Source organism: Brucella anthropi ATCC 49188 (genome assembly GCF_000017405.1).
Lineage (GTDB): Bacteria > Pseudomonadota > Alphaproteobacteria > Rhizobiales > Rhizobiaceae > Brucella > Brucella anthropi.
Genome location: NC_009668.1, coordinates 382,044 through 405,466, shown reverse-complemented (window position 1 = coordinate 405,466; position 23,423 = coordinate 382,044). Strand labels below are relative to the sequence as shown.

The window sequence follows — 23,423 nt, the reverse complement described above, 5'->3', positions numbered from 1 at the left end:
ACACGGTCATCCATCGAAGCGAAGAACGCCCGGCGACTGTGAGGAAGCCACCGGGAACGCTATTCTCGCTATTTCGCGGCCAGATCGTAGTAGACGCGGAAGCCGTTCCAGCTCCAGTTCTTCATAGCCTTGTTAACGCCAGCGACATTATAGATCTGGAAAATGAAGGCGTGCGGCCCCTTCTCCATCATCTCCTTCTGCAGATCGATATACATCTGTTTGCGTTTGGCCTCGTCCTTCTCGAACAAAGCCGTGTCGACCTCCTTGTTGACCGCTTCATTGAAATAGCTCGCGCGCCAGCTCGGATACATGGTCTGCTTGGCCTCAGCCCGGTTATCAGGATTGAAAATCTGACGCGAAGCATTGCCATGCGCGTCCGGAACGGTGGTCTGCCAGCCCATCAGCGACGTCTGGAACTCACGACCGCGAATGCGGCTGAACAATTGCGCGTTGGCCATGCGTTCGATCTTGATCTTCACGCCGACCTTGGCGGCGGCATCCTGAATGCTCTGGGCAATCGGAGCCGCATAAGGCGCAGTACTGATAAACATCGTCGTCTCGAAGCCCTTCTCGTAACCGGCTTCCTTCAGCAGTTCACGAGCCTTTTCCACATCGAGTTTGAAGGGCTGCCCTTCCTTCTCATCCAGTGCACCGAAAGCACCTAACTGCACGAAGCTCGCACGCGGCACGCCGACATTGTTGATGACCGTCTTGCCGAGGCCCTCGTAATCAATGAGATAGCGCATTGCGAGGCGCACCTTTTCATTGGCGAAGATCGGATCGGCATTGTTGAAATTCCAATAGAACAGCGAAGGCTTTAGCGAGCGTGAAGCGGTCACCTTATCCTGGGCTTCGAGATCGCGCAGGTCCTCCGACGTCAGATCGCGAGCAATGTCTATGTCACCTTTTTCAAGCAGAAGCCGTTGAGTTCCCGCTTCTGAAACATGGCGGATCAGTACCTGTTTGAGCTTCGGCGCTTCTCCCCAGTAATTGTCGGTCGCCTGAAGGATAACCACTTCGGCGGGGTTCCACCGCATCAACTTGTAGGGGCCGACGCATTCTGACCGAGTGGCCAGATATTTGTTGCCCATGTCATTATCGACCTGGTTCTCCATCAACACCTTCTGATTAAGAAGGCTGGCAACCCGGTTGGCAGCGATCGCTGCCAGAATGAGGTTGACCGGATAAGGCTTGTCCAGCTTGAAAACGACCGTGTCGTCGTCAGGTGCCAAGATGGTATGGTCCACATTGTCCTTGGTGAAACCATATTCTGTCAACGTCGCGGCATTGCCAAAACCCAGCTTGACTGCGCGCTGGAGCGACCAGGCCATATCGCCCGCCGTCGCCTTGTCGCCATTGTCAAACTTCAGGTCATCGCGCATGTGGAACGTGATCTGCAGACCGTCCTGCGAGACGTCCCAGCTTTTGGCGAGTTGCGGCACGATCTTGGTCTCGTCAGTCGGATCGAAATCAACCATGGGGTCGCAGATATTCTGGATGATCTCGTTGGTAGCCGCCTCACCGATCTGTGCTGGGTCAAAAGTGCTGATAGCGTCGATGTTCCACGCCATGACAAGCGCGTTCGGTGGCGACGCGGCCTCAGCAGGGAACGTCGCAGCACTCATACCGGCGACAAGTGCGAGTGCTGTGGTACGGCGCAAGATGGTTGTCTTTTGTTTTTGCATTATTATCCCCTTTTATGGTTGAGCATTTTCGAAAGGTGCCGCGCGAGCCCGCGTGGCACGAAATGCAATTATTCAGCCAGTCAGTCTGCTGGACGCGGTTGGAGCGGCGGATTGACGTCTGACGGGATCGGGCAGGTATAGGGCGTCTTTGCCGTACGAGCCTTGTGATCAGCCTTGGCGTCGTTCAGGGTTTTCTCGTTCTGAAGAACATCAAGCGCAGTGCCCGCCATCACCTTGGCGGCGTAGACCATGCCCTTATGCGCGGCTGGCATCTTGCCTTGTGCGGTGATCTGCCACGAATGACCGGGCGAGCCGATCGCATGTGTTGCCACGCGAGCCTGAACGGTCGGGACGACCCAGCTTACATCGCCCAGATCAGTGGAACCGATCATCGGCACACCCTTCTGTTCGCGCGGCAAGACGTAGTTGCATAGCGGCTCGTTTTCCGCCAATGGCTGGCCGACGCGCAGATAATCGGTTTCAATGTCTTCCTTCGAAAGTGTTGCCTGAATCTTGGCTGCGAAGGCACGATCCACATCGTCAAACGGCACACCGCCCAGACGTTCCATGTTCGAATGCATCGCGATTTCCAGCGGCGTATTACCGAGCAGGTTCGACACCGCGCTCATAATGGAGATGTTGACGGTCGTTTCCGTCATCATCGCAGCGCCTTCTGCAACCTTCTTCACCCGGTCGTTGAGAGCGAACATACCCGGAAGATCGGTTGCCCGGATGGCGTAGCGCACCTTGGCTTTGGCTTGAACGACATTCGGCGCGATACCGCCCGCATTGAGATAGGCATAGTGAAGACGGCAATCAGAAGGGATGTGTTCACGCAAATAATTGCAACCGACGCTCATCAGCTCCACCGCATCCAGAGCCGAGCGCCCCAGATGCGGTGCCGCGGCGGCGTGGGAGGCCCGTCCGGTAAACTCGAAATCCATGCGCGTATTGGCGAGCGACTGCGCGTCGTCTACCTGGGTGAACGAAGCCGGATGCCAGCAGATGGCAATGTCGACATCATCGAAAGCGCCAGCACGCGCCATGAACGACTTCGCCGCCCCACCTTCTTCCGCCGGACAACCGTAATAGCGTACACGTCCCTTCTTGCCGGTCTGTTCCAGCCAGTCCTTAACCGCCGTCGCAGCCAAAATGGCGGCGGAACCCAGAAGATTGTGGCCGCAACCATGGCCATGTCCCGTACCAGGGATCGGACGGGGTTCCGCAATACCCGCTTCCTGGCTGAGGCCCGGAAGGGCATCGTATTCACCCAAGATTGCGATGACCGGTCCACCATCCCCGGCTTCACCCATCACGGCGGTGGGAATGCCCGCTACGTTCTCGGCAATACGAAACCCCTGTTCCTTCAACATTGCAGTATGCTCGGCACAGGACTTATATTCGGTATAAGCGATCTCCGGCATGCCCCAGACGCGGTCACTCAAGGCTTCAAAATCAGCCTTCTTCGCGTCCACCAGATCCCAGATATCTTCACCATTCTTCACGGTGTTCTCTCCCAACAATGCTCTTAAAGATTCTCGTCAATGAAACGGGCCAGCGCGCCAAACACGCGGCGCCGATTTTCGATACGCGCGAAGCCATGGCCCTCATGCGGTACACGCAGATATTCGATCGGTTTGCCGAGGCCGCGCAGGCACGAATAAACCATCTCGCTTTCGCACGGCGTGACACGCGGGTCTTCCAGACCATGCGCGATCATCAATGGCGCGGCGATATTGCCTATGCGATTGATGGGCGAGAACCGCTCCAGCTCATCCCGCATGGTTTCGGCATCACCATATTCGATGGCGCGCAGTTCCTTGCGCCACGGTCCCGTTGTCTGCAGCAGAGTGAGAAAATTGGCGATCCCGTAATATTCGACACCAAGCTTCCACAGGTCGGGATATTCCGTCATGGCCGAGAGGACCATGAATCCGCCATAAGACCGGCCAAACACGCCAATACGGCTTTCATCCACATCACCGCGTGTCGCGACCGCCATGCGCACCGCTTTGAGATCGGCGACGCTGTCCATGCGTAGTTCACGATCGTCGAGATGCTGGTAGTCGCGGCCATAACCGGTGCTGCCGCGAATATTCGGCGCGATGACCATGATGCCCCGTGCCAGCATGTACTGGATGTCCGCCCGGAAATCCGGTTTCCACTGGGCTTCAGGACCGCCATGCACAATGATCATAACTGGATAACCATCACGACCCGGTGCACGCTCCGGCTTGTAGACGAAATATGGAACGTCCAGACCGTCGAAACTTGCAACGCTCGTTACCGTTGGTTCCAGAAAGGCCGGCAATTTCACCTTGGCTTTCGGCGCATCTGTCAGGCGTGTAAAAACACGGCTTTCAACATCGCAGCGCCAGATATCGCCCGACGTCGCTGCACCTTCCACAGGCATGATCAACGACATGCCATCGGGCGTCCATGCAATCGAAGCAACGACCCCGACAACCGGCATCTCTAGCTGTTTCAGCACCGCTCCGTCGCGACCGATCAGAACCAAATCATTCCAGCCCTGACGGTTCAGGACGAGTGCTATCCTGTTTTGATCAGGTGAGATTGCGAGCGCTTCAACATCCTGCCCTTCAAAAGCGGCGAGTTCGGTCAGCGATGCCGCGTTATGCGGCTTGACCATGACCGAGAGATACTCGCGTTCCTGATCGGCAATCAACAGAATACCGGAGCCATCCTTGAAGAATTTCGGTGCCTGATAGTGCGCCCGGCCTTCATGCGGCAGAATGTTTTCATAGGCACCTGTTTCGAGGTCGAGGCGGCAGAAGTCCTGATCCGTCATGGCACGCTGGCAATCATTGACCAGAAGCGACTTGCCATCGGGCGCAAAAGCTGCCGGGCTGCGCCAGCCGATACCCTCGTAGACGCATTTCGTCTCGCCCGTTGCAACGGTCATCACATGAATATCCATGTGCGAACGGTCGCGATAATTAGCGCTATAGGCGATCTGGGTGCCATCCGGCGACCAGCAGCCCCAGGCGTGCACCACCGTAGTATCGGTGGTGAGGAGGCGCGGCTCACCTTCGGCGTCTTCGATCAGCCACAGCTGGTGACGTTCGTCGCCACCCCAGTCTGTGGTGATCAGCAGATCACGGTTCTTGGGATTGAAGGCAAGATTGCCGACCGGTTCCGGCAGATTGGTGAGCTGGCGTGGCTTGCCACCTGCAAGCGAGCGCGCCCAAACCTGTGCCGTACCGCTTTCATCGCTGAGATAGACCAGAAGTTCACCGTCCGGCGACACGGCGGGCTTCACCGCCTTGCAGATATCGACGTAGTGCGTCATCGAAATCGATGTATCGGCGGTCCTTGTATCGAACATCGAATTGTCCTCAATTCCAAACATTGATGAACTGGGTTACACCAACTGCCGCGCCAGCCGGGCAGATGCAGCTGCCAGCGCATCGGCCATTGGGCCGATCGTCGACTGGTGATTGGCAAGTGTGACGACGGTGAATCCGGCCTCCGGCCAGGCTTCCTTGAGTTTCCAGGCCGTCATCATCGGCGTCACCGTATCGTATCGCGCCTGCACAATTTCGGCCGGCAGGTGACGAATACGATCAATACTCCCGATGAGATAATTCTCCGGCAAGAAAGCGCGGTTGATGCAATAGTGGGTAAAAATGCGTGATACGGCCAAGGCCGCTTCCGGCTTCAGAAGTTCGGAGACGTGGTTCGTGTCCGGTTCGAAGGTCTGCGTGCGCGCCGAAAATCCGCGCAGGCTCTGGGCCGCCGCCTGCTCTTGTACCGGATCACCAGACGTTAGCCGCGTATAGTAGGCGGCGAGCAGGTCGGCGCGCTCACTTTCCTGTACGAATTCGGCGAATTCCTGCCAGTGATCCGGGAAAATGGCACGGCAGCCATGGAACCACCAGTCAACATCCTCCTGCCCGCCCAGAAATATTCCGTGCAGCCGAAACCCGAGACAGTGCTGCGGATGCACTATTCCATAGGCAAGCGAAAGACATGATCCCCAAGAGCCTCCGGCCACAAGCCAGCGCTTGATACCCAGTTTTTTGCGCAGGGTCTCCATGTCCGCGATCAGATGCTGTGTGGTGTTTTCAGCAATTTCCGCGATAGGGGTGGAACGGCCCGCACCGCGTTGATCGAAGGTGATGACACGATAAGTGTTGAGATCGAAACTGGCAATCTGCTTGGCCGAGACACCCGCACCGGGACCGCCATGTAGAAAGACAGCTGGGATCCCTTTTGGATTGCCATATTCCAAAACGGAAAGTTCATGCAGGTCACTGACCGGCAAGCGAAACTCCTGCACTGGTTGCGCAAGACTTGCCGCTCCACTGGCACCGCTTTGCGGCTCCATATTGTTGAATAGCTGCGCCTTTTCGTCAGAAGGGTAAATCTTCCCCTCCAGAACGCGCTTGGCTTCCGTCATTCATTTCCCCATTTTCGCGCTCGTTTGAAAGGCGCACCAGTCATCGTTACCCGAAGCCAATCTTCTTGCTTTTTCAGAAGCTTGAAGAAAAGCCGAGGAGTAATCTCCCTTGACTGTCAATTTTGTTATTTGAAATTTATAGGCAGCAAATTTAGGCTTTGGCCAATGCAATTTTAGACTTGCCATTCCAACTTGGAATAGAGAAGCTGACGCTTGTTGAACAAGCCCTGTTAAAAACAGGCGAGCGCTTCGACCCTATCTATATATACCCGTATTTATCTCCCCGTCCAAACCGCACCATGCACGATACATGCCTGGGCTGTTGAACGGCAGGCTGACATTGCCTTTGCGATCCACCGCAACAAGACCGCCAGAGCCACCGATTTCACCCAGCTCGCGGACAACCGCGCCAGCCGCTTCATTGAGCGATTGCCCTGCCCAGCGCATCCGTGCATCCACTTCGTGACCCACCGCCCAGCGAATGAAATATTCTCCGTGACCTGTGGCGGAAAGCGCTACCGTCTCGTCATCCGCCCAGGTTCCAGCACCGATGACCGGGCTGTCACCAACGCGTCCCGGTGTCTTGGCGGTCATGCCGCCCGTGGATGTAGCTGCCGCCAGATGACCGAAACGATCCAGTGCAACTGCTCCGACAGTGCCGTGTTTGCGGGCAGGATCGCCATCGTCGGCGGCACCACTGCGACGACGTGCCATTTCGTCGTGCAAGGCCTTGCGACGCTGTTCCGTCGAGAACCATTCCGGCGCCATCATTTCCAGACCGGCAGCTTCGCAAAATCGCTTTGCCCCTTCGCCTGCGAAAAATACGTGTTCGGTCTGCTCCATGACTGCACGTGCCGCCAGAACAGGATTGCGTGGCCCGCAAATTCCGGAGATGGCACCGCATGCGCGCGTTGCACCATCCATGATAGCCGCATCCATCTCATGCGTTTCATCCGTCGTGAAAACGGCTCCATGCCCGGCGTTGAAAAGCGGATTTTCTTCCAGGGCAATCACAGATGCCGTCACGGCATCGAGTGCTTTGCCGCCTTTACGCAAAACATCCAGTCCAGCCTGCAGGCATTCCCGCAGGCCGGCATGATAGGCTGCTTCCTTCTCTGGCGTCATATTGGCTTTAAGAATGGTCCCAGCGCCGCCATGCAACGCGATGACAGGTACAAATTCGGGCATCTTCATTAACTCGCTGTTGACGTCGCTATTGCGGATCGGAATTATGCGAAGAAGTACGCAAACTATCGAAATGTATCAGCTGGTTTTGATTGGTTCGTTTCGTTTTGTGTATTTTCGAGCTCTCTCGGAAGAGGCAAACTTGAGCAGCGCAGGTGCATCTCGCGAACGAACACTTTTCGCCGCTTCTCGTCATTCTCCTTTATTGCCGCCGCTATACCCAGCCCATACGGGCCGATGAGAAGTCCGGGAGCCAGGTCGGAAACCTTCTTTTCTCTCGCCTCATAATTCGCGGCCTCGGCACGAATTTCTTCGCACTGCGGCGACTGCCATTTGGGATCCTGAATTGAAAGCGAGGACGCATAATTCTGCGGCGATGTCGTGCATCCAACCAAAGTCATTGACAGCAGGCCAGCAATCCCTGCCCCTAAACGTTCGAATACCATTTCATTCCGTTTCTTTATGCGACAGGCTTCACGTGCGATGCCACCGCTTAATCTGAAATATTGCTATTGCCTGCAAGTATTGCATCCGCAGCCAATCCACCTGCCATGCGGTATTCATCCGACCATTCTTCATCATCAAATACGCAAAGCGCAATTGTCGCACATCGCTGCCTCTCCCTCAGGATAGCAAGTGCAATTATATCAATGGGTGCAACTTTTTCGTTCGTTTCTGAGACTTCGAGCCACAAATTTCTGGCCGCATCTTCAATATCACGGGGAAATTCCATGCCGTTTGCCTCTTCACGTGGTTCAATGCGCAAAAATTTCGGCTCGTCGAATCGCAAGCTGTTACCCGCCATTTCTATCGTTTCACAATTCAATATAGCAGGCACTTCTCAACAATGCCGCATTGAACGAAACTTTCGTTCGACAGCACCCGTTAACGGAAAACATTGATCTGCACGGATATAAAACGCTGAGGGCTACATTTAGCAATGGGCGAGGCAGAGCTTGAAGCCGGACTTATTCTTTAAAATCATACTGGCTTTATGCGCAGTTTTCCTTGTGACTGCCGTGATTATCAGACTTTATCACGAGTACCACGACATTGATCCGACCTGGGGCAACATACGTTCGGGCGTCTACCCAGGTTGGGATACATCAGAGAACTAATTTCCTGAAGTTTCAGAAAATCTGTTTGCCTTGTAAGTCAGGCTTCCCGACTCAGCAGCCTCCACGTCAATTCGGATATTCCTGATTTCGATAGATTGTTGCTCGACCGGAAAATCGACTGTTTGTCCCGTATCCGGGTTTTGCAGATCAGTCGCGGTATAACCGCGAATCTCGAAACGCATTCTGCCATCGGCGACGCCCAAATAAACGATGTCAAAAATCGTGCCGGACGCGATAGGATCATACTCATCAGGATTTGGTATCTCCAACCCTTTGGCATAATCGCGCGGGGGGACAACGGGATCGCCACTCAGAACGAACTGGGTCTGACCAAAGGTGTCGGTTGCCGGTGCAGAATGATGCGATGTCTCTTCAGTCCCTGCCGACACCTCAGCACCTGCTGCCTGTTGCGCGTGCAAGTCCGCTGGAAAACTCAGAATACAAGATATGGCCGAGAATATTACAAGCCATCGAGTTGTATTCGAACGTTTACCCATCGGCTGCTCCTTTTCCTGAATCGTAAATCAACGGCGTTGTTTTGACCGAAACGCAACGCGCAAGCAATCCTGCATATCAGGTGCTGTTCCTGTTGAAGGCATAGCAGTAACTGTCACGATTTTATGACTGCAATCGCAGATGCCTTCGGTTAGGGTCAGCGCGGGAAGATTATCTTCTGAAACCTCAATAGAGAGGCATGGCATGACGGTTGAAACCAGGTCCGTTCGCATTATTCGGACAGTTGTTGAAACACTGCGCCCACAGTTCAATGTGGAGTTATGGGACGGCACGCGCATCGGTGCATTCGATGGCCCATCATTGGTAATCAACGATCCGACAATCGTTCGACAGCTTCTCCTCAAGCCCAACTATGATTCTCTGATCGATATCTGGACATCCGGTCGTGTGGATATCAGCAATGGTACGATCTTCGACCTCGCAAATGCCAAAACCGATGGAAGTGTGAAGAACAGGCTGAAAGAGCTGCCAAAATGGCAACTACTCAAGGATCTTCCGGCTCTTCTGCTCGCTGGCAAAACCGATGCGCGCGAGGTTCTTGACGGCAAGGAGCCTTTCGTCAGTGGGTCGAGCAAGGAGGCAATTACCCATCATTACGATGTGTCCAACGAGTTCTATCGCTTATTCCTCGATGAGCGAATGGTTTACACATGCGGCTACTTCACGGACTGGGCCAATGATATCGATCAGGCCCAGAAGGACAAGCTGGAACTCATCTGCCGAAAACTACGATTGAAACCAGGTGACCGTCTTCTGGATATCGGTTGCGGTTGGGGTGCCCTCCTGATCTATGCAGTGCAAAACTTTGGCGTCATCGGAACCGGCGTTTCATTGTCGGAGGCACAAACGGCACTTGCCCGAGAGAGGATCAAGCAGGCAGGTCTCGAAGACAGGATCACCATCCACGTCAAATCCTATGCAGAGCTTGACGGGCAGTTCGACAAAATTTCGTCTGTTGGAATGTTCGAGCATGTTGGTATCGCCAATTACGACAGCTATTTCAATGCCGTGAACCGGCTTCTGCGCCCCGGTGGGCTTTACATGCACCACGCAATCACACGGCGCATGAAGAAGGACAAGAAATCCTTCAACCGCAAAAGTGCAGAGCATAAGGCGCTTGTGAAGTATATTTTCCCCGGTGGGGAACTCGATCATCTTGGAATGACGATAGAAAACCTCGAAGGACACGGGTTCGAAGTCCACGACGTCGAAAATCTGCGCGAACATTATGGCCGCACCTGCCGGTTATGGTGCGAACGACTTTATTCCAATTTCGACAAGGCCGTTGCCGAAATCGGTTATCCAAAAGCGCGTCTCTGGTTGCTCTATCTTGCGGGATGTTCACTGGCATTTGAGAGAGGCACCGTCCAGATTAACCAGACCGTGGCTTCAAAACGCAAACGCGGCATTTCCGCTGTGCCGCAGACGAGAGCGGATATTTATACCAGTTTCGGCGAGCCAAGAGGTGGGTAAAGCAGCTTGGGCAATTCCCACCTGATGACTCACGATTGACTAAACGGTCTCCGCTAACTGGACGCTTTGTACCGGTTTAGCCTGTATCTGGCGCCATAGAGGCGTCATTGCAGCTGTGATGTCTCCATAAAGCGCGTAACGGCGATTATAGTGTCCATCCAGCGCGGCGTTCGGCTTGTAATGCCGATCGGCGCGCACCATGGCATTGGCACCTTCTGTGAAATCGAAGAACAGCCCAACACCGGTCCCCGCCGCAATGGCTGCGCCAAGTGCGCCTGTTTCTCGTGAGACGGCAACAGAAACTGGCACGCCGAGTACATCGGCAAATATCTGGGGCCATAAACGGCTGCGTGAGCCGCCACCGGAAAGCACAGCCTCCTCGAAGGTCGCGCCTGCTTTTCGGATGGTTTCCACATGCTGGCGATGACCGAAGGCAACGCCTTCAAGCAAAGCGCGTATCAGATGCCCCTTCGTATGCCAGCCCGCGATACCGTAAAACCCTGCGCGGGCGTGGCCGTTCTGCTGCGCTCCGTAGAGATAAGGGTGGTAAAGCGGATCATCACTTGCAGGTTCGATGGCTGCGGCGAGACTGCAACAAACATCAAATGGCGAGACATCAGCATGATGGTCTCCTTCGAAAAATTCCCGCACCAGCCATTCAAGATTCGCCGCAGAGGTAGCGCTGTTTTCCATCGCCATGTAACGGCTGCGATCAAAAGTAGAGGTCATGAAGACCGGCCCCTTGAGATCAGGGCCGTCGACAATAATCTGGTTGATGCTCCACGTACCCGCAATGATCGATGCACTTCCTGTGCGTGAGACACCAGAACCTAGCGCCGAAGCTACGACATCGAAGAGACCTCCAACAACGGGTGTACCCGCCGCAAGCCCGGTCTCCCGCGCCACAGCCTCGGTTACATTACCTGCAATATTGTCGCTTTCGATGAGCGGTGGCAGGATATCCATACAGTCGCCCAAACCGTAAGCTTCCATCAAAGCACTGTCGTAACGGCGCGTTGCAAGATCGAGCAAGCCTGCCCCCGACATGTCGGAAACTTCGCTGAAACGTTTGCCCGTCAAGCGATTGACCACGAAGTCCTTGGAGAAAAATACCGTGCCAATCTGGTCAAACAGTTCAGGCTGGTAGCGCTTCAGCCAGGCAAGCAGCGTCGGGGTTTGGGAGGGCCATGGACGCTGGCGTGCTATCGGATAGGTCTTTGCGCCCACCCCTTTTGCCGTCCACTCTTCAACGAGACCGGTCGCGCGGGTGTCGAGCGACTGGATGCCTATGAGAGGATCTCCCTCCCGGTCGAGCGCGTAGAGCCCGTTGCCGTGTCCGGCACAGCCTATAGCGGCAATATCACTCGCCGCTATCCCCGCCTTATCGAGGCAAGCCCGAATAACCCTCTTGGCGTTGGACCAGAGCTCGCCAAGGTCACGCTCGACGTGACCGGGATGCGGCATGCGGCTACGTCCTTCTTCACCTGCATGGGCGAGCTCCCGTCCCGAAAGATCAAAAACCACCGCCTTGATGACAGTGTTGCCCGCATCGAGCCCCAACAGATATTTTTGCATGAAGAACCCCTCCCAAGGTCCAACCAATCCAGTAACTCAGCCCTGCTGATAAAGCGAGTAGGCCTCCTCGCCGCTCGCATTCTTATGAATAATCGCCATCAACCCGCGCACCACGGCGCTTGGATTGGCATGCTGATATATGTTGCGTCCATAGACCATGCCCATTGCACCTTGCTGCATCAAGGCTGCAGATTTTGCAAAAACGGCGGAGAGATCTTCCTTACCGCCGCCACGCACCAGCACCGGACAGCGCGCCGTCTCTACGACACGATGGAAATCCTCTGCATTTGTTGTCGGGTCTGCCTTGATGATGTCGGCTCCCATTTCGCGGGCAAGCCGCGTAAGCGTCACGATCTTGTCGGCGTCACCATCGACCATGTAGCCGCCGCGCTCTGTGACTGGCTGCATGACGAGCGGTTCGATCATCAGCGGCATACCGTATTTTTCGCAATCTGCCCGGACGCGGGAAATGTTCTGCACGCATTGACGAAAGAGGTCTGGCTCGTCCGGCAGCATGAAGAGGTTCACCACCACGCAGGCCGCATCCATCTGCAGCGCTCCGATCAGCGGATCGGCCTCGTTCTGCAGCACAGCCCACATGTCGCGATGGCGAATGCGGTTATAGGGATTGCCCATATCGAGGCGCATAACCAGCGCTGGCTTATCCTTGCCGGGAATATCCTGCAGCAGATCGGCCTGACCATAGTTCATCTGAATTGCATCAGGCTTAGCGTCGATCAATGCCTTGATGACAGCTGGCATATTCTCCAAGCCGTCGAGAAAAGAGGGCTCATTGCACACGCCATGGTCAACAGCCACATCCAGACAGCGACCGTTGCCGAACAGCCGGTTCATCCGGACTTTGCGGTTTTCTCGCATAATTCACTCCTTTGTTCGTTCCTTGCGGAAAGGGTTTCTTCGGCGACGCCGTGGCGCTCGCGCATGAGGGTTAGAAATCGCGTCAGCTCTGCTTTTTTGTACTTTGGTGACCAGCTTTTCTCCGTCGCCAGCAAATCAAGCACAGCCTCGGTCATGGCGAGAGATAGTTCGCCGGAAATCGCCAATGTCGTGCGCCGCAAAAGCAAGTCATCGAGACGCTCGACCGCCTCTGTGCGGATGAGATACAGGAGCTCCCGCGTGCTGTAGTCGGTATTGGGCAAGACGTGATCCGCCCCTGTGGCAATGAAGCGGGCTATTTCGGCGGCATCGGTGCCATAGCGTTCAAAGAGGATTTCAAGGCGATCCGCAGGCAGCCCGGTGGCGACAGCCAGTTTTCCGATCCAGCTTTTGCTGTCTTTCGGAAATGAACGTCCGCCGCCTATTGCGCGTTCCGCCGTGTCGATCCGTCGTGACAGACCCAATCGCTTTAGCACCATGTCGGCAGCCATTTCGCCAAACGAGCGGAAAGTCGTCCATTTTCCACCGATCATGCAGAGGACCGGCGGACGCCCGTTCTGCCCTTCGAGCACCGTGCAGAAATGGTCGCGTGGGATACGCCCCGTAAAACTGTCATTGCTAACTGGCAGCGGGCGCACACCTGCGAACTGAAAGACAATTTGGTCGGGATGTATTTTGATCTCCGGTAGGACGAAGGTGAGCGATTGCAGGATATAGTTCCGTTCATCTGTCTCGCAGCGAACCACGCCAGGGTCATCGACGCGGATATCGGTCGAGCCGACGAGAACTTTGTCGAGATAGGGAAACAGGATGCAGATGCGCCCGTCCTCGTTCTCGTAATAGATCATGTGCCCATCAAGACTGTCACTGAGAGCAGGATTATCTACAATGAGATGCGAACCTTTGGTGCCTCCCATCAGCGGGGCAGGTAGTGCCTCTTTCGGAAACAGTGTGCCATTCGCGATATCGATCCAGCCGCCCGTCGCGTTGATGACCAGCCGCGGCTGGATAGAGAGTGTTTCGCTGGAAATACCGTCGAATAACTGGAAATCACCACCGCCACTTTCACAAATTGCCGCATAGTTCAGCGCCCTGGCATTCGGTCCAGCTGAAAGACCGTCGCGAAGAAGCTCGATCCCGATCCGCTCGGGATGGCTGACCCAGGCGTCGAAATAGGTCGCGGAACTGCGTATTGCGGGATTAAGCGAAGGCCATTTCGCAAGCGTCGTCTTGCGGCTGCGAAAACGGTGCTTCGGCATCAATGCCCGTTTGCGCGTCAGGAAATCGTAGATGCTCAGACCCGTCTTGACAGCGATTGCACCACGCCGGCTTGGACGACGGGTAAGCCCCAGAAAGCGCACGATCCCATTGCCTAGTCCCGAGAACGTATCGAAGATCGGAACAGTTGTCGGTAGTGGTGCCACATAATGGGGAGCATTGCGCAGCAGCCTGTCACGCTCGACAAGGGATTCCTTCACGAGGCTGAATTCGCCATTCTCCAGATAACGCAAACCGCCGTGAACCATCCGCGAAAGCGCCGCGCTGGCACCCGAACAATAATCGGACTGCTCGACCAGCAGCACGTTCACGCCCTGCAGCGCAAGCTCGCGAAAAACGCTGAGCCCGTTGATGCCGCCACCGACGACACAAACGTCCACCTTCGGGCTCTGGCGGAGCCCGTCCAATACTTCTTTACGGTTCATGATGGCCGTCCGTTATCCGTCCATGTTAACCAGTTGTGCCGAAATGGCCGTGTCTATAGCCGCAAGATCATCGGACAAAAGCCGGAGCCTTCCTGCCTGCGCATTGTCGAGAGCCTGCGCCGGATTTCTCGCCCCGCAAAGTGCGAAGGTCACCCCCTGCTGCGCCAGCGTCCAAGCAATCACGATCTGGGCGATCGTCGCGTTATGGCGATCAGCGACCGGCTGTATTGTCGTCGCGAAATCCTTTGCCTTCTGTCGGTTGGCAACGGAAAAGCGTGGATTGTCCTTGCGTTGATCGTCCCCGGAAAACACACGTTCCGGCCCGATCATGCCTGACAGAAGACCAAGCGCGAGTGAGGAATAGCTCAACGTCGATACGTTGTTTGCAGTGGTAAGCGGCAGCAAGTCTTGCTCGATCTCCCGATCGATCATGCTGAACCGCTCCTGGATCGCATCGAGCGCGCCAGTCTGGATATATTGTTCCAGTTCCGGTCGGTTGAGGTTGCTGGCACCAACAGCCCGGATTTTACCAGCCTGTTTCAGTTCCTCAAGCGCCGCTACAGTCTCTTCGATTGGCGTCGTCGGGTCCTGCCAATGGGTGATGTAAAGATCGATATAATCAGTACCGAGACGACGCAGGCTTTCTTCTACCTCGTGGATGATCGCATCCCGCCCCAGATAGCGATGAACTGGGTTTCCATCCTGATCGAAGAAGTGCTGCCCTTTCTGGGTGTGCCAGACGAGGCCGCATTTGGTCGCGATCACCGCCTTGTCACGACGCCCGGCAATCGCCTTACCGACTATTTCCTCGGAGCGTCCGAGGCCGTAGGCTGGCGCCGTATCAATCAGTGTCACGCCAGCGTCCAGCGATGCCTGGATTGCTGCGATGGATTGGGCTTCATCCGTTCCGCCCCACATCCAGCCGCCTATAGCCCATGTACCGAGACCGACTGCGGACGCCCTGACGCCGGAACGCCCGATTTCGCGGATCAACTGTTCGCCGCTCATGCGGAATATCCTTCTTGGGATGCAAGTTCGAGAATGCGGGCGCCAGTCGCTTCGTCGGTGACAAGCGTATCGAGATGATTGCCGCGGAGAACACTCAGGATAGACTCGGCCTTGTTCAATCCGCTTGCTACACCGATCTTCGTCGGGATATGCGCAAACTCATCCAGCGTTAGCGAGACCAGCGCACGGTTGAGGCTATAGTCGCAAATCCGTCCCTCCACATCGAGCAGATGGGCGAGAAGTTCCGCACTGGCACCGGAATGTTCGATAGCAGTGCGATCTCCGCTCGAAGAAGGGTGCAGGTCGTAATAGGTCGAATCCGTGCTGACGATGGACCCGATGCCGACAACTGCAATTTTGGCTTCCCGTGCCCGCTGGAATACTTCCGCTACGGAGCGCATGTTCATCAGCATCGCACGTTGTCCGGCGTCATCTGCAAACAAAGGCGCATGTATCTGATATGAGTGTCCGCCGAGCTTTTCGGCCATCAACGTCGAGACGTGATTGACATCGGTATAGTGCTTTCCCTGCACACAACCCGTCGCCGGAATGACCTCTACATTGAAGTTGCGCGGTGCCTGAATGCCTGCGACAACGGCGCTGACACCTTTGCCGCCGGTGATGCAGATTGTGTCGCCATCGGCGATTTCTTCAAGAAGCAGGCGGGCAGCGGCTTCCCCCACCGCCAGCAAAGCCGTTTGCGGGTTGTCGGATGCGGTCGGCACAACGATGGCGCGGCTAATGCCACCAAGCGCCAGCAATCGTTCTTCCAGATCGATAAGAGGCTCGACCGGCGACTTGATCTTGATTTCTACAAGGCCAAGCTGGCGGCCGCGTTTGATGAGCCGGTTTACAGTTGCGTGAGAAATCCCGAGCTGGTCCGCAATCTGCGCCTGTGTCAGCCCTTCCAGAAAATGCAGGACGAGCGCCTGATGCATCTGGCGGGCAATGACGATTTCCTCACGCGGCGCTATTGTTCTCGGTTTCAGTTTGGCAACGGACATATCAGGACGCCTTCCTCTTGTGCAGGAAATGGTCGATGGAAACGGCGGCAAGAAGAATGCAGCCCTTGATCATGTCCTGCCAGTACACCGAAACATTGAGAAGGATCAGCGAGGATGTGACCAGCGAAAGCAGAGCCATGCCGAGAATAGCGCCAAGGATAGTACCTGAACCACCGCTGAGCGATGCACCGCCGATGACTGCCGCAGCGATAATATTCAGCTCCATGCCAACACCAAAAGTAGGCGTAGCAGCACCGAAGCGGGACATATAAATGACGCCTGCAACACCGGCGAGCGTCGAGCACAACACCGTAACCCAGAATTTGACCTGGTTCGTCTTTATGCCTGAATAGAGCGCCGCTTTCTCATTGCTGCCGGTATAGAACACCTTGCGAAAGGCCGTGGCACGACGGAGCAGGAAGTCGAACAGAATGACGACGGCGACGAAAATCAAAATGACATAGGGGATGCCATAGAATGTGCCCTGCCCCACCGCTTTAAAGCTTGGCGGCAGCGTGAAAAGCGACAGCGGCGTTCCTTTGGTGATGATAAGGCAAAGACCGCGCACAATTACCATGGCTGCCAGCGACGTGATGAAATGGTTGAGGCCAACGACGGTTACAAAGAAACCCATAATACCGCCGATGGCTGCGCTCGTCGCGATACCGACAAGCGAAGCCGTCCATGGATCGAGCCCGGCCAGAAAGAGTGCGCCGGAAAGGACCATGGAAAAACAGACCACCGAGCCGACCGAAAGGTCGATGCCCCCGACAATCAACAGGATCGTCATCCCCACCACGACGATGCCTTCCACCGAGAAGCTCATCAACATCGCACGAAAATTGCCGAGCGTCAGAAAATGCGGCGACGCAAAACTCATCACCACGGCCAATGCCAGAATGATCGCAATCAAACCGGCTTCACGCATGGTTCCTATGCGCCTTATCGACGATTTTTTTGGCGCAGCCGCTGCCATTGTGTCGATTGCCATTTCACCCTCTCCCATTTTCTTTTCATGCGGCATGATGCGATGCCCGTTCCGCGCCAACACCTGAAGCAAGAAGGATCACTGCCTCTTCCGACATGGCATCCGCTGAAAGCTCTCCCGCAATGCGCCCCTCCCGGACCACCAGCACGCGGTCTGAAAGACCAAGCAGTTCCGGCATTTCCGATGAGATGACGATGATGCCGATACCGGCGCGCGCAAGCTCCCGCAGCAGGCGATGAATTTCCGCCTTCGCGCCAACATCGATGCCCCGTGTCGGTTCATCCATCAAAATGACTTTAGGCTTCACGGCCAGTTGCTTGGCGATTGCCACTTTCTGCTGATTGCCGCCTGAAAGTGATTTCACCGGCGCCTCGATGCCACCCATGCGCACGGAGAGCCGTTTCGCGAAGTCCTCCGCAAGTGCGGCCTCGGCTCGACCGTTCAGAAGTCCGGCGGCATTGGTCAGCGATTTCAGGTCCAGCACGGAAATATTCCGCGCGATGGACATCTCCAGGAATACGCCAGAACCTTTGCGGTCTTCTGAAAGATAAACAATGCCGGCCTTGGCGGCATCGGAATATGAATTGATCTTCTGGGTCTTGCCATGGAGGCGAACTGTTCCTGCGGTACGTGGGCGAAGGCCGCAGATACCTTCGGCAATCTCCGTTCGCCCCGATCCGATGAGGCCACCGACACCAAGAATTTCACCTTTATGCAGAGAGAAGCTTACATCTGTGAAACGCAACCCATCGCCAATATCACCAACTTCAAGAATGACTTCACCCGGCGCCTCCTGCGATCCAAGCTTATCGGGATAGAGCTGCGTGATCTCGCGACCCACCATCCGACGCACCACATCGTCGGGTTTCACATCTGCAATGCGATCGGTGCATACATAACGACCATCGCGGAAAACCGTCACCCGGTCGCAGAGGTTGAAAATCTCGGCCATGCGGTGACTGATATAGATGATGGAAATACCGTTTGCCTTGAGATCACGGATGATCGAAAAGAGCTGCTGTGCCTCCGTTTCGGTGAGCGCAGCCGTCGGTTCATCCAGAATCAACACACGGCAATCGAGTGTCAGCGCTTTGGCGATCTCCACGAGCTGCTGGCTGGAAATCGGCAAGTTGGCGACCTTTTGCCGAACATCGATAGCCGCCAAGCGGTTCATCACGATCTGTGCATCACGTTCCAGCGCGCGGTAATTCATGAAAGGCGAACGACGACGATTGGTCGTCGCCATAAACATGTTTTCAGCGACTGTGGCATCCGGGCAAAGCGCTATTTCCTGATGCACCAGACCGATACCGAGCGATTGCGCCACGGCGGGAGAAGCAATGTGAACCATCTTCCCGTCGATGCGTATTTCTCCCTCGGTCGGCTGCAAAACGCCAGCGATGATGCTCATCAGCGTCGATTTACCAGCACCGTTCTCGCCACAGAGCGCATGGACCTCACCACGTTCAAGCGTGAAATCCACTTGCGTCAGCGCCTTCACCGCTCCGAAATGCTTGGTTACCCCGTGGATGGTCAGCACCGGTTCAGCCATCTTTTTCCTCCCTCTTCATTCCAACCATCCGCACCACAGGGCGCGGATGGCTTCTTGAACGGAGCCTATTCCTCAATGCCCTTAGTACCGCGACGCTTCAGATATTTGTCCCAATAGAAGTCGTCCGCGTTTTCTGCGGTCACAATCGAGAGGCCATTATCGACAACGGGAATGCTCATCGGGTTGAAGCCGGAACGCTTGGCGTCATTCATCGGGTCGATCAGTTCCGGATGCTTGGCAAGCCACAGCAGCATGAAGCCCATATAGCCCTGCATGCCCTGGTTCGGATTGATCGAACCGAAGACTTCACCAGCCTTGATCATGTCGAGGATGTTGGCGTTGACGTCGGCACACATGACGAGAACCTTGCCACCAGCTTCTTTGTTCGCCTGCGCAGCCCCAATTGCGGAGTTGGCCTCCGGCATGAAAACCGCACCGAGGTTCGGATTGGCCTGAATGAGGCTCGACAGCCCCTGATACGCTTTCGTCGGGTCCTGATTGGAAGCAGCACGACCAACCAGCTTCATGTCAGGCCACTTCTCTTCCATGCGGGCGATGAAAGCCGCAATGCGCTTGTCGTGATTATCCTGCCCCGGATTTTCAAGAACAGCATACTCGCCCTTGCCACCCATTTTCTGGGCGATGGCATCAGCCGCATAGGTGCCTTCGCGGGTGTTGTCGGAAGTGATGAAGGACACGCGCTTCGACAGCGGAGAATCTGCTGCGAATGTGACGACCGCCGTACCCTGATCGATCGCCCGGTTGATGGGTTCGATGAACGGGTCAGAGTTCATCGGATGAACAAGAATACCAGCTGGATTCTGCGCCAACGCCTGATCGAACGTGGCGATCTGCTTGTTCACGTCATATTCCGGTGTGCCAGTATATTCCGTCTCGCAGCCGAACTGCTGGCCAGCCTGCTTGAACATTTCATAGACGGGAAACCAGTATTCAACGCCAGAAACCATGACGTTCATCACATATTTTTCGCCCGGTTTACAGCGGAACGGATTCTCGGTCTCGGCTGCCGTTGCGGAACCGGCCAGAAGCGTTACCGCAAGAACCGCCATTGCGGTCGTGCTCAGAAAATTGCGCAAGTGTCCTCCTCGAGGCCGAAGCCCCTCCCAAACGCGCGGAAAGCGTCCCAAAAACGCCGTTGATCTTTATGAAGACCGGCCCTCCTCCTCGAAGACCAGTATTGATAGCTAATCGCAAAGAAACGCGACTGTCAATATAATTCAGTATATGAAATATATTTCATACCATTTGTTCATTTCGCTTATAGTCAAGCTGGATCGGTGGCGAAGCGCATAACTGGTCGATGAAATTTTTGACACTGCCCGCGTATTCCCTACTTCTGAAAATGGCGACCACTTCCGACATGATCGGCTTTCCGATTATTGGAAGGAAAACCGTATTGGGCATGTGCACGACGTTTCTCACCACGCCCGGTATGACCGATATACCGGCACCCAGCGATACCTGTGTCAGAACAGCAAGAAGACCGCCCGGCTTTGCAATGATCCTCGGAGTGAAGCCTCCTCGTTTCGCGACCTCATATGTGCCCGCCTCCTGTTCCGGCAGAATAAACCGGCTTTCCGCAAGAAGAGCATGCTGATCCTCCAACTCAGCAACCGCAAGCCGATGGCCAGAGGGCAGCGCCAGACAAAAATAGTCTTGTAGCAAAACATGAGCGCTGAGTGACGGTGGGAGCGTCATCGGCATACGGACGAAGCCAATGTCGAGATGCCCGTCCTCAATGAGCTTCGGTAGATCCTCCATCGGAAATTCGCGCGAATGAAGCTCCACTTGAGGCCAATCATGCGAGAAACGGCTGATTTGCTTCTGCAAGGCCCCGGCATAAGCCGCCGAGCCGACATAGCCGATTTCGATCCGCCCGATCTCCCCTCGTCCAGCTCTGCGGCCGACACTTTCCGCCTTATCGAATTGATCCAACACCAATCTCGCTTCCTTCAGAAACACCTCACCCGCGGGAGTGATTGTGACTGAGCGTTTGGTTCTGAAGAAAAGTTTCGTACCGAGCCGCCGCTCGATTTCCTGTATCTGAACCGTGAGCGTCGGAGCCGCAATGTTCAACCGTTCTGCCGCTCTTGAAAAATGAAGCTCCTCGGCGAGTGTCAAAAAATAACGAAGATGCCTGAGTTCCATGAGTGGCTCCAATAATTAGGTAAAAACTAATATTATCTCAAAATGCCACGAATGAAAGAAATTCAAACATCCTGTTTATTGGCACCTCAAACGTAATGAAGGAAGTCCAATGTCCGCCCGTTCTGTCACAATCCTCGCCTCGTTGACCGCAACGATGACCCTCGCCGCAGCCTTCCCGGCATTGGCAATCGAATTGCCGACAAAGCCTTATCTTACTCTTGAAGCTGCCCGCTCCGTCGTAGCTGCTGCCGAAAAAGAAGCGACAGCGAACGGCTGGCCCTGCGTGATCTCAGTCGTCGATGCAGAAGGTCTGCAGATCCTCACGATACGCATGGACAACGCGTCAGTACCTGCTGGAGTCGAGCTAGCGCCCGGCAAAGCTCGCACAGCCGCGCTTTTCCGTCGGGAAAGCGGCGCTCTCGAGGATGCTATCAACGGGGCTCGCCCTGCCGCTATCACGGCGCGAGGTTTCGTACTCATGCGCGGAGGAGTTCCAATCACGGTGAATGGTACAATTGTTGGCGCCATTGGCGTATCAGCCGACACACCCGATCATGACCAGCAGATTGCGAAAGCTGGTGCAGCAGCATTGACAACCAAATGACAACTGTTCTCGCATCCGCGCCGCGCGTTACCAATTCAACTTTCATTTTGCTGACAGCCTCGACCGGTTGCGCAATGACCGTGCTGGACACAAATGTCGTCGCGATGGTCCTACCGACCATTGCACGGGAATTTTCGGCAAGTTTTGCTGACGTAGAGTGGGTCATCAGCACTTATGTCCTTTGCTTCGCGTCGCTGCTCTTGCCGGCTGGCGCTCTAGCCGACCGGTTCGGACGTCGCACTGTTTTTCTGATTGGAATTGGTGCGTTCGCATTCTCATCCTGGCTTTGCGGTGTAGCAGATTCAGCCGCTTCACTTTACCTTGCTCGCGCGTTGCAAGGCGCCAGTGCCGCCTTCCAGCTCGCACCTGCGCTCGCAATCATTGGCCATACGTTCCATCGCGATGAGGAACGTAACCGTGCATGGTCAATCTGGGGCGGCATCATGGGCCTGACCATGGTGCTGTCACCGATTATCGGAGGCCTTATCGCCCATAGTCTCGGCTGGCGTTGGGCATTCTACATAAACATACCTACCGGCATTGTGTTGGCACTGGCTACGCTGCGTTCCATCACCGATTCAAAAGATGAAAATGCGCGGCGCGTTGATCCAATCGGCATCGTTGCATTTGCGAGTACAATGTTCGGCCTCACATGGGGACTTATCAACGGACAGGCACATGGCTGGACCTCTTCAACCGCGATTGCAGGATTTGTCGGCGGCTTAGCCGGCCTCGCTATTTTCTTGGCTGCGGAGAATATCCAGCAGCGCCCGATGCTCGATCTCAGCCTGTTCCGCAATCCTCGTTTCATCGGTGGTGTTTGGGCTATGTTTGCTTATGCCGCCTGTGCACAGGTGATGGCATCCATGCTGCCGCTATTCCTTCAAAACGGCTTCGGTCAGCCGCCATTGCAAGCTGGTTTTGCCATGCTTCCATTTGCAAGCGCGATGCTGATCTTCCCCAATGTCGGGCGTTTTCTCGGAAAGAGAATGTCGTCACGGGAAATTCTGTCCTTTGGACTCATGATCGTGGGTATCGGTAGTCTTGTGACAAGCTTCGGCGCACATTCCGGCGCCTGGTCTATCGTTATGTGCGGTATGTTTCTGATTGGGAGCGGTGGCGGCTTGCTGAATGGTGAAACCCAAAAAGCGATCATGAGTACCGTTGCACGCGACCGTGCCGGGATGGCATCGGGCATCAGCACAACCGCCCGATTTACCGGCATTCTGCTCGGCTTCGCGGTCCTGAGCGGAGTGCTTGCAAGTGCTGTCCGGACTCACTTAATGCAGGCGGGCTGCAACGATCCGACATGCCGTGAAAATTTTGCTGACGCGATAGTCGCGGGCGACTTGCCCAACGCACTTGGTATGGTCGCACCTTCAGCGAGGATCGCCGCAACCGAACTTGCCATGCGAGGTTATTCTGCCGGCTTCTCGGTTGCAATTCTGGTTTCTGCAATCGTGGCCATCGCCTCCTCGCTTTTGGTCTACTGCCTGATGAAACGACAATAGCTTTCAGGCGAGAAG

At 55.4% G+C, this 23,423-nt stretch carries 20 protein-coding genes; 3 read left to right on the top strand and 17 right to left on the bottom strand.

The window, feature by feature from the left end; all coding sequences use genetic code 11:
- Window positions 1-68: 68 nt before the first annotated feature.
- The 8 genes from OANT_RS15975 to OANT_RS15940 form a co-directional block, all read right to left on the bottom strand.
- A complete protein-coding gene (locus OANT_RS15975) occupies window positions 69-1,685 on the bottom strand; it encodes an ABC transporter substrate-binding protein (RefSeq protein ID WP_012092533.1) in 1,617 nt (538 codons plus the stop codon).
- Window positions 1,686-1,765: 80 nt separating this feature from the next.
- Complete coding sequence (locus tag OANT_RS15970) at window positions 1,766-3,190, bottom strand: M20 family metallopeptidase (protein WP_012092532.1); 1,425 nt, start codon at window positions 3,188-3,190, stop codon at window positions 1,766-1,768.
- Window positions 3,191-3,213: 23 nt separating this feature from the next.
- On the bottom strand, window positions 3,214-5,031 hold the full coding sequence (locus OANT_RS15965) for a S9 family peptidase (RefSeq protein WP_012092531.1): 1,818 nt from the start codon (window positions 5,029-5,031) through the stop codon (window positions 3,214-3,216).
- Window positions 5,032-5,067: 36 nt separating this feature from the next.
- Window positions 5,068-6,105, bottom strand: a complete 1,038-nt coding sequence (gene pip, locus OANT_RS15960) for a prolyl aminopeptidase (RefSeq protein WP_012092530.1) — start codon at window positions 6,103-6,105, stop codon at window positions 5,068-5,070.
- Between the two features lie 255 nt (window positions 6,106-6,360).
- Window positions 6,361-7,293, bottom strand: a complete 933-nt coding sequence (locus tag OANT_RS15955) for an isoaspartyl peptidase/L-asparaginase family protein (protein WP_040128753.1) — start codon at window positions 7,291-7,293, stop codon at window positions 6,361-6,363.
- Window positions 7,294-7,355: 62 nt separating this feature from the next.
- Window positions 7,356-7,736, bottom strand: coding sequence for a hypothetical protein (locus tag OANT_RS15950; RefSeq protein ID WP_010661047.1), 381 nt, complete (start codon window positions 7,734-7,736; stop codon window positions 7,356-7,358).
- A 47-nt stretch (window positions 7,737-7,783) separates the two neighbouring features.
- Complete coding sequence (locus tag OANT_RS15945; protein ID WP_231771515.1) at window positions 7,784-8,095, bottom strand: hypothetical protein; 312 nt, start codon at window positions 8,093-8,095, stop codon at window positions 7,784-7,786.
- 309 nt (window positions 8,096-8,404) lie between these two features.
- Window positions 8,405-8,905 (bottom strand): hypothetical protein, encoded by a 501-nt coding sequence (locus OANT_RS15940; RefSeq protein ID WP_012092527.1) that lies wholly within the window; start codon window positions 8,903-8,905, stop codon window positions 8,405-8,407.
- 202 nt (window positions 8,906-9,107) lie between these two features.
- On the opposite strand from OANT_RS15940, the gene OANT_RS15935 reads away from it, so the two are divergent.
- A complete protein-coding gene (locus tag OANT_RS15935) occupies window positions 9,108-10,397 on the top strand; it encodes an SAM-dependent methyltransferase (protein ID WP_012092526.1) in 1,290 nt (429 codons plus the stop codon).
- Between the two features lie 39 nt (window positions 10,398-10,436).
- Here the strand turns inward: OANT_RS15935 and OANT_RS15930 are convergent, their stop codons facing one another.
- The 9 genes from OANT_RS15930 to OANT_RS15890 all read right to left on the bottom strand — a co-directional run bounded on the left by OANT_RS15930 (window position 10,437) and on the right by OANT_RS15890 (window position 21,293).
- Window positions 10,437-11,972, bottom strand: coding sequence for an FGGY-family carbohydrate kinase (locus OANT_RS15930; RefSeq protein ID WP_012092525.1), 1,536 nt, complete (start codon window positions 11,970-11,972; stop codon window positions 10,437-10,439).
- Between the two features lie 36 nt (window positions 11,973-12,008).
- Window positions 12,009-12,851, bottom strand: coding sequence for a class I fructose-bisphosphate aldolase (locus tag OANT_RS15925; RefSeq protein WP_012092524.1), 843 nt, complete (start codon window positions 12,849-12,851; stop codon window positions 12,009-12,011).
- Window positions 12,824-14,572, bottom strand: a complete 1,749-nt coding sequence (locus OANT_RS15920) for a glycerol-3-phosphate dehydrogenase/oxidase (protein ID WP_012092523.1) — start codon at window positions 14,570-14,572, stop codon at window positions 12,824-12,826. The genes OANT_RS15925 and OANT_RS15920 overlap by 28 nt, the downstream gene beginning before the upstream one ends.
- Before the next feature lie 12 nt (window positions 14,573-14,584).
- On the bottom strand, window positions 14,585-15,580 hold the full coding sequence (locus tag OANT_RS15915) for an aldo/keto reductase (RefSeq protein ID WP_012092522.1): 996 nt from the start codon (window positions 15,578-15,580) through the stop codon (window positions 14,585-14,587).
- Window positions 15,577-16,584 carry a sugar-binding transcriptional regulator gene (locus tag OANT_RS15910; protein WP_012092521.1) on the bottom strand — a complete coding sequence of 336 codons (1,008 nt, stop codon included), beginning with the start codon at window positions 16,582-16,584 and terminating at the stop codon, window positions 15,577-15,579. The genes OANT_RS15915 and OANT_RS15910 overlap by 4 nt, the downstream gene beginning before the upstream one ends.
- A gap of 1 nt (window position 16,585) precedes the next feature.
- Window positions 16,586-17,575, bottom strand: a complete 990-nt coding sequence (locus OANT_RS15905) for an ABC transporter permease (RefSeq protein WP_012092520.1) — start codon at window positions 17,573-17,575, stop codon at window positions 16,586-16,588.
- A gap of 22 nt (window positions 17,576-17,597) precedes the next feature.
- Window positions 17,598-19,124, bottom strand: coding sequence for a sugar ABC transporter ATP-binding protein (locus OANT_RS15900; RefSeq protein WP_012092519.1), 1,527 nt, complete (start codon window positions 19,122-19,124; stop codon window positions 17,598-17,600).
- 65 nt (window positions 19,125-19,189) lie between these two features.
- Complete coding sequence (locus OANT_RS15895; protein ID WP_012092518.1) at window positions 19,190-20,221, bottom strand: substrate-binding domain-containing protein; 1,032 nt, start codon at window positions 20,219-20,221, stop codon at window positions 19,190-19,192.
- A 160-nt stretch (window positions 20,222-20,381) separates the two neighbouring features.
- Window positions 20,382-21,293 (bottom strand): LysR substrate-binding domain-containing protein, encoded by a 912-nt coding sequence (locus OANT_RS15890; protein WP_012092517.1) that lies wholly within the window; start codon window positions 21,291-21,293, stop codon window positions 20,382-20,384.
- A gap of 109 nt (window positions 21,294-21,402) precedes the next feature.
- Between OANT_RS15890 and OANT_RS15885 the strand changes: the two genes are divergently transcribed.
- Window positions 21,403-21,897: a GlcG/HbpS family heme-binding protein gene (locus OANT_RS15885; protein ID WP_012092516.1), complete on the top strand. Its 495-nt coding sequence runs from the start codon at window positions 21,403-21,405 to the stop codon at window positions 21,895-21,897.
- Window positions 21,894-23,408 (top strand): MFS transporter, encoded by a 1,515-nt coding sequence (locus OANT_RS15880; RefSeq protein ID WP_012092515.1) that lies wholly within the window; start codon window positions 21,894-21,896, stop codon window positions 23,406-23,408. The genes OANT_RS15885 and OANT_RS15880 overlap by 4 nt, the downstream gene beginning before the upstream one ends.
- The last annotated feature ends 15 nt before the right edge of the window (window positions 23,409-23,423 follow it).

What these genes read in the sequence shown, in the direction of transcription:
- OANT_RS15885 (WP_012092516.1), top strand. Translation starts at nt 21,403, where the DNA reads ATGTCCGCCCGTTCTGTCACAATCCTCGCCTCGTTGACCGCAACGATG.
- OANT_RS15925 (WP_012092524.1), bottom strand. Translation starts at nt 12,851, where the DNA reads ATGCGAGAAAACCGCAAAGTCCGGATGAACCGGCTGTTCGGCAACGGT.
- OANT_RS15920 (WP_012092523.1), bottom strand. Translation starts at nt 14,572, where the DNA reads ATGAACCGTAAAGAAGTATTGGACGGGCTCCGCCAGAGCCCGAAGGTG.
- OANT_RS15945 (WP_231771515.1), bottom strand. Translation starts at nt 8,095, where the DNA reads ATGGCGGGTAACAGCTTGCGATTCGACGAGCCGAAATTTTTGCGCATT.
- OANT_RS15905 (WP_012092520.1), bottom strand. Translation starts at nt 17,575, where the DNA reads ATGGCAATCGACACAATGGCAGCGGCTGCGCCAAAAAAATCGTCGATA.
- OANT_RS15935 (WP_012092526.1), top strand. Translation starts at nt 9,108, where the DNA reads ATGACGGTTGAAACCAGGTCCGTTCGCATTATTCGGACAGTTGTTGAA.
- OANT_RS15975 (WP_012092533.1), bottom strand. Translation starts at nt 1,685, where the DNA reads ATGCAAAAACAAAAGACAACCATCTTGCGCCGTACCACAGCACTCGCA.
- OANT_RS15900 (WP_012092519.1), bottom strand. Translation starts at nt 19,124, where the DNA reads ATGGCTGAACCGGTGCTGACCATCCACGGGGTAACCAAGCATTTCGGA.
- pip (WP_012092530.1), bottom strand. Translation starts at nt 6,105, where the DNA reads ATGACGGAAGCCAAGCGCGTTCTGGAGGGGAAGATTTACCCTTCTGAC.
- OANT_RS15910 (WP_012092521.1), bottom strand. Translation starts at nt 16,584, where the DNA reads ATGTCCGTTGCCAAACTGAAACCGAGAACAATAGCGCCGCGTGAGGAA.
- OANT_RS15915 (WP_012092522.1), bottom strand. Translation starts at nt 15,580, where the DNA reads ATGAGCGGCGAACAGTTGATCCGCGAAATCGGGCGTTCCGGCGTCAGG.
- OANT_RS15955 (WP_040128753.1), bottom strand. Translation starts at nt 7,293, where the DNA reads ATGCCCGAATTTGTACCTGTCATCGCGTTGCATGGCGGCGCTGGGACC.
- OANT_RS15965 (WP_012092531.1), bottom strand. Translation starts at nt 5,031, where the DNA reads ATGTTCGATACAAGGACCGCCGATACATCGATTTCGATGACGCACTAC.
- OANT_RS15940 (WP_012092527.1), bottom strand. Translation starts at nt 8,905, where the DNA reads ATGGGTAAACGTTCGAATACAACTCGATGGCTTGTAATATTCTCGGCC.
- OANT_RS15890 (WP_012092517.1), bottom strand. Translation starts at nt 21,293, where the DNA reads ATGGAACTCAGGCATCTTCGTTATTTTTTGACACTCGCCGAGGAGCTT.
- OANT_RS15930 (WP_012092525.1), bottom strand. Translation starts at nt 11,972, where the DNA reads ATGCAAAAATATCTGTTGGGGCTCGATGCGGGCAACACTGTCATCAAG.
- OANT_RS15880 (WP_012092515.1), top strand. Translation starts at nt 21,894, where the DNA reads ATGACAACTGTTCTCGCATCCGCGCCGCGCGTTACCAATTCAACTTTC.
- OANT_RS15950 (WP_010661047.1), bottom strand. Translation starts at nt 7,736, where the DNA reads ATGGTATTCGAACGTTTAGGGGCAGGGATTGCTGGCCTGCTGTCAATG.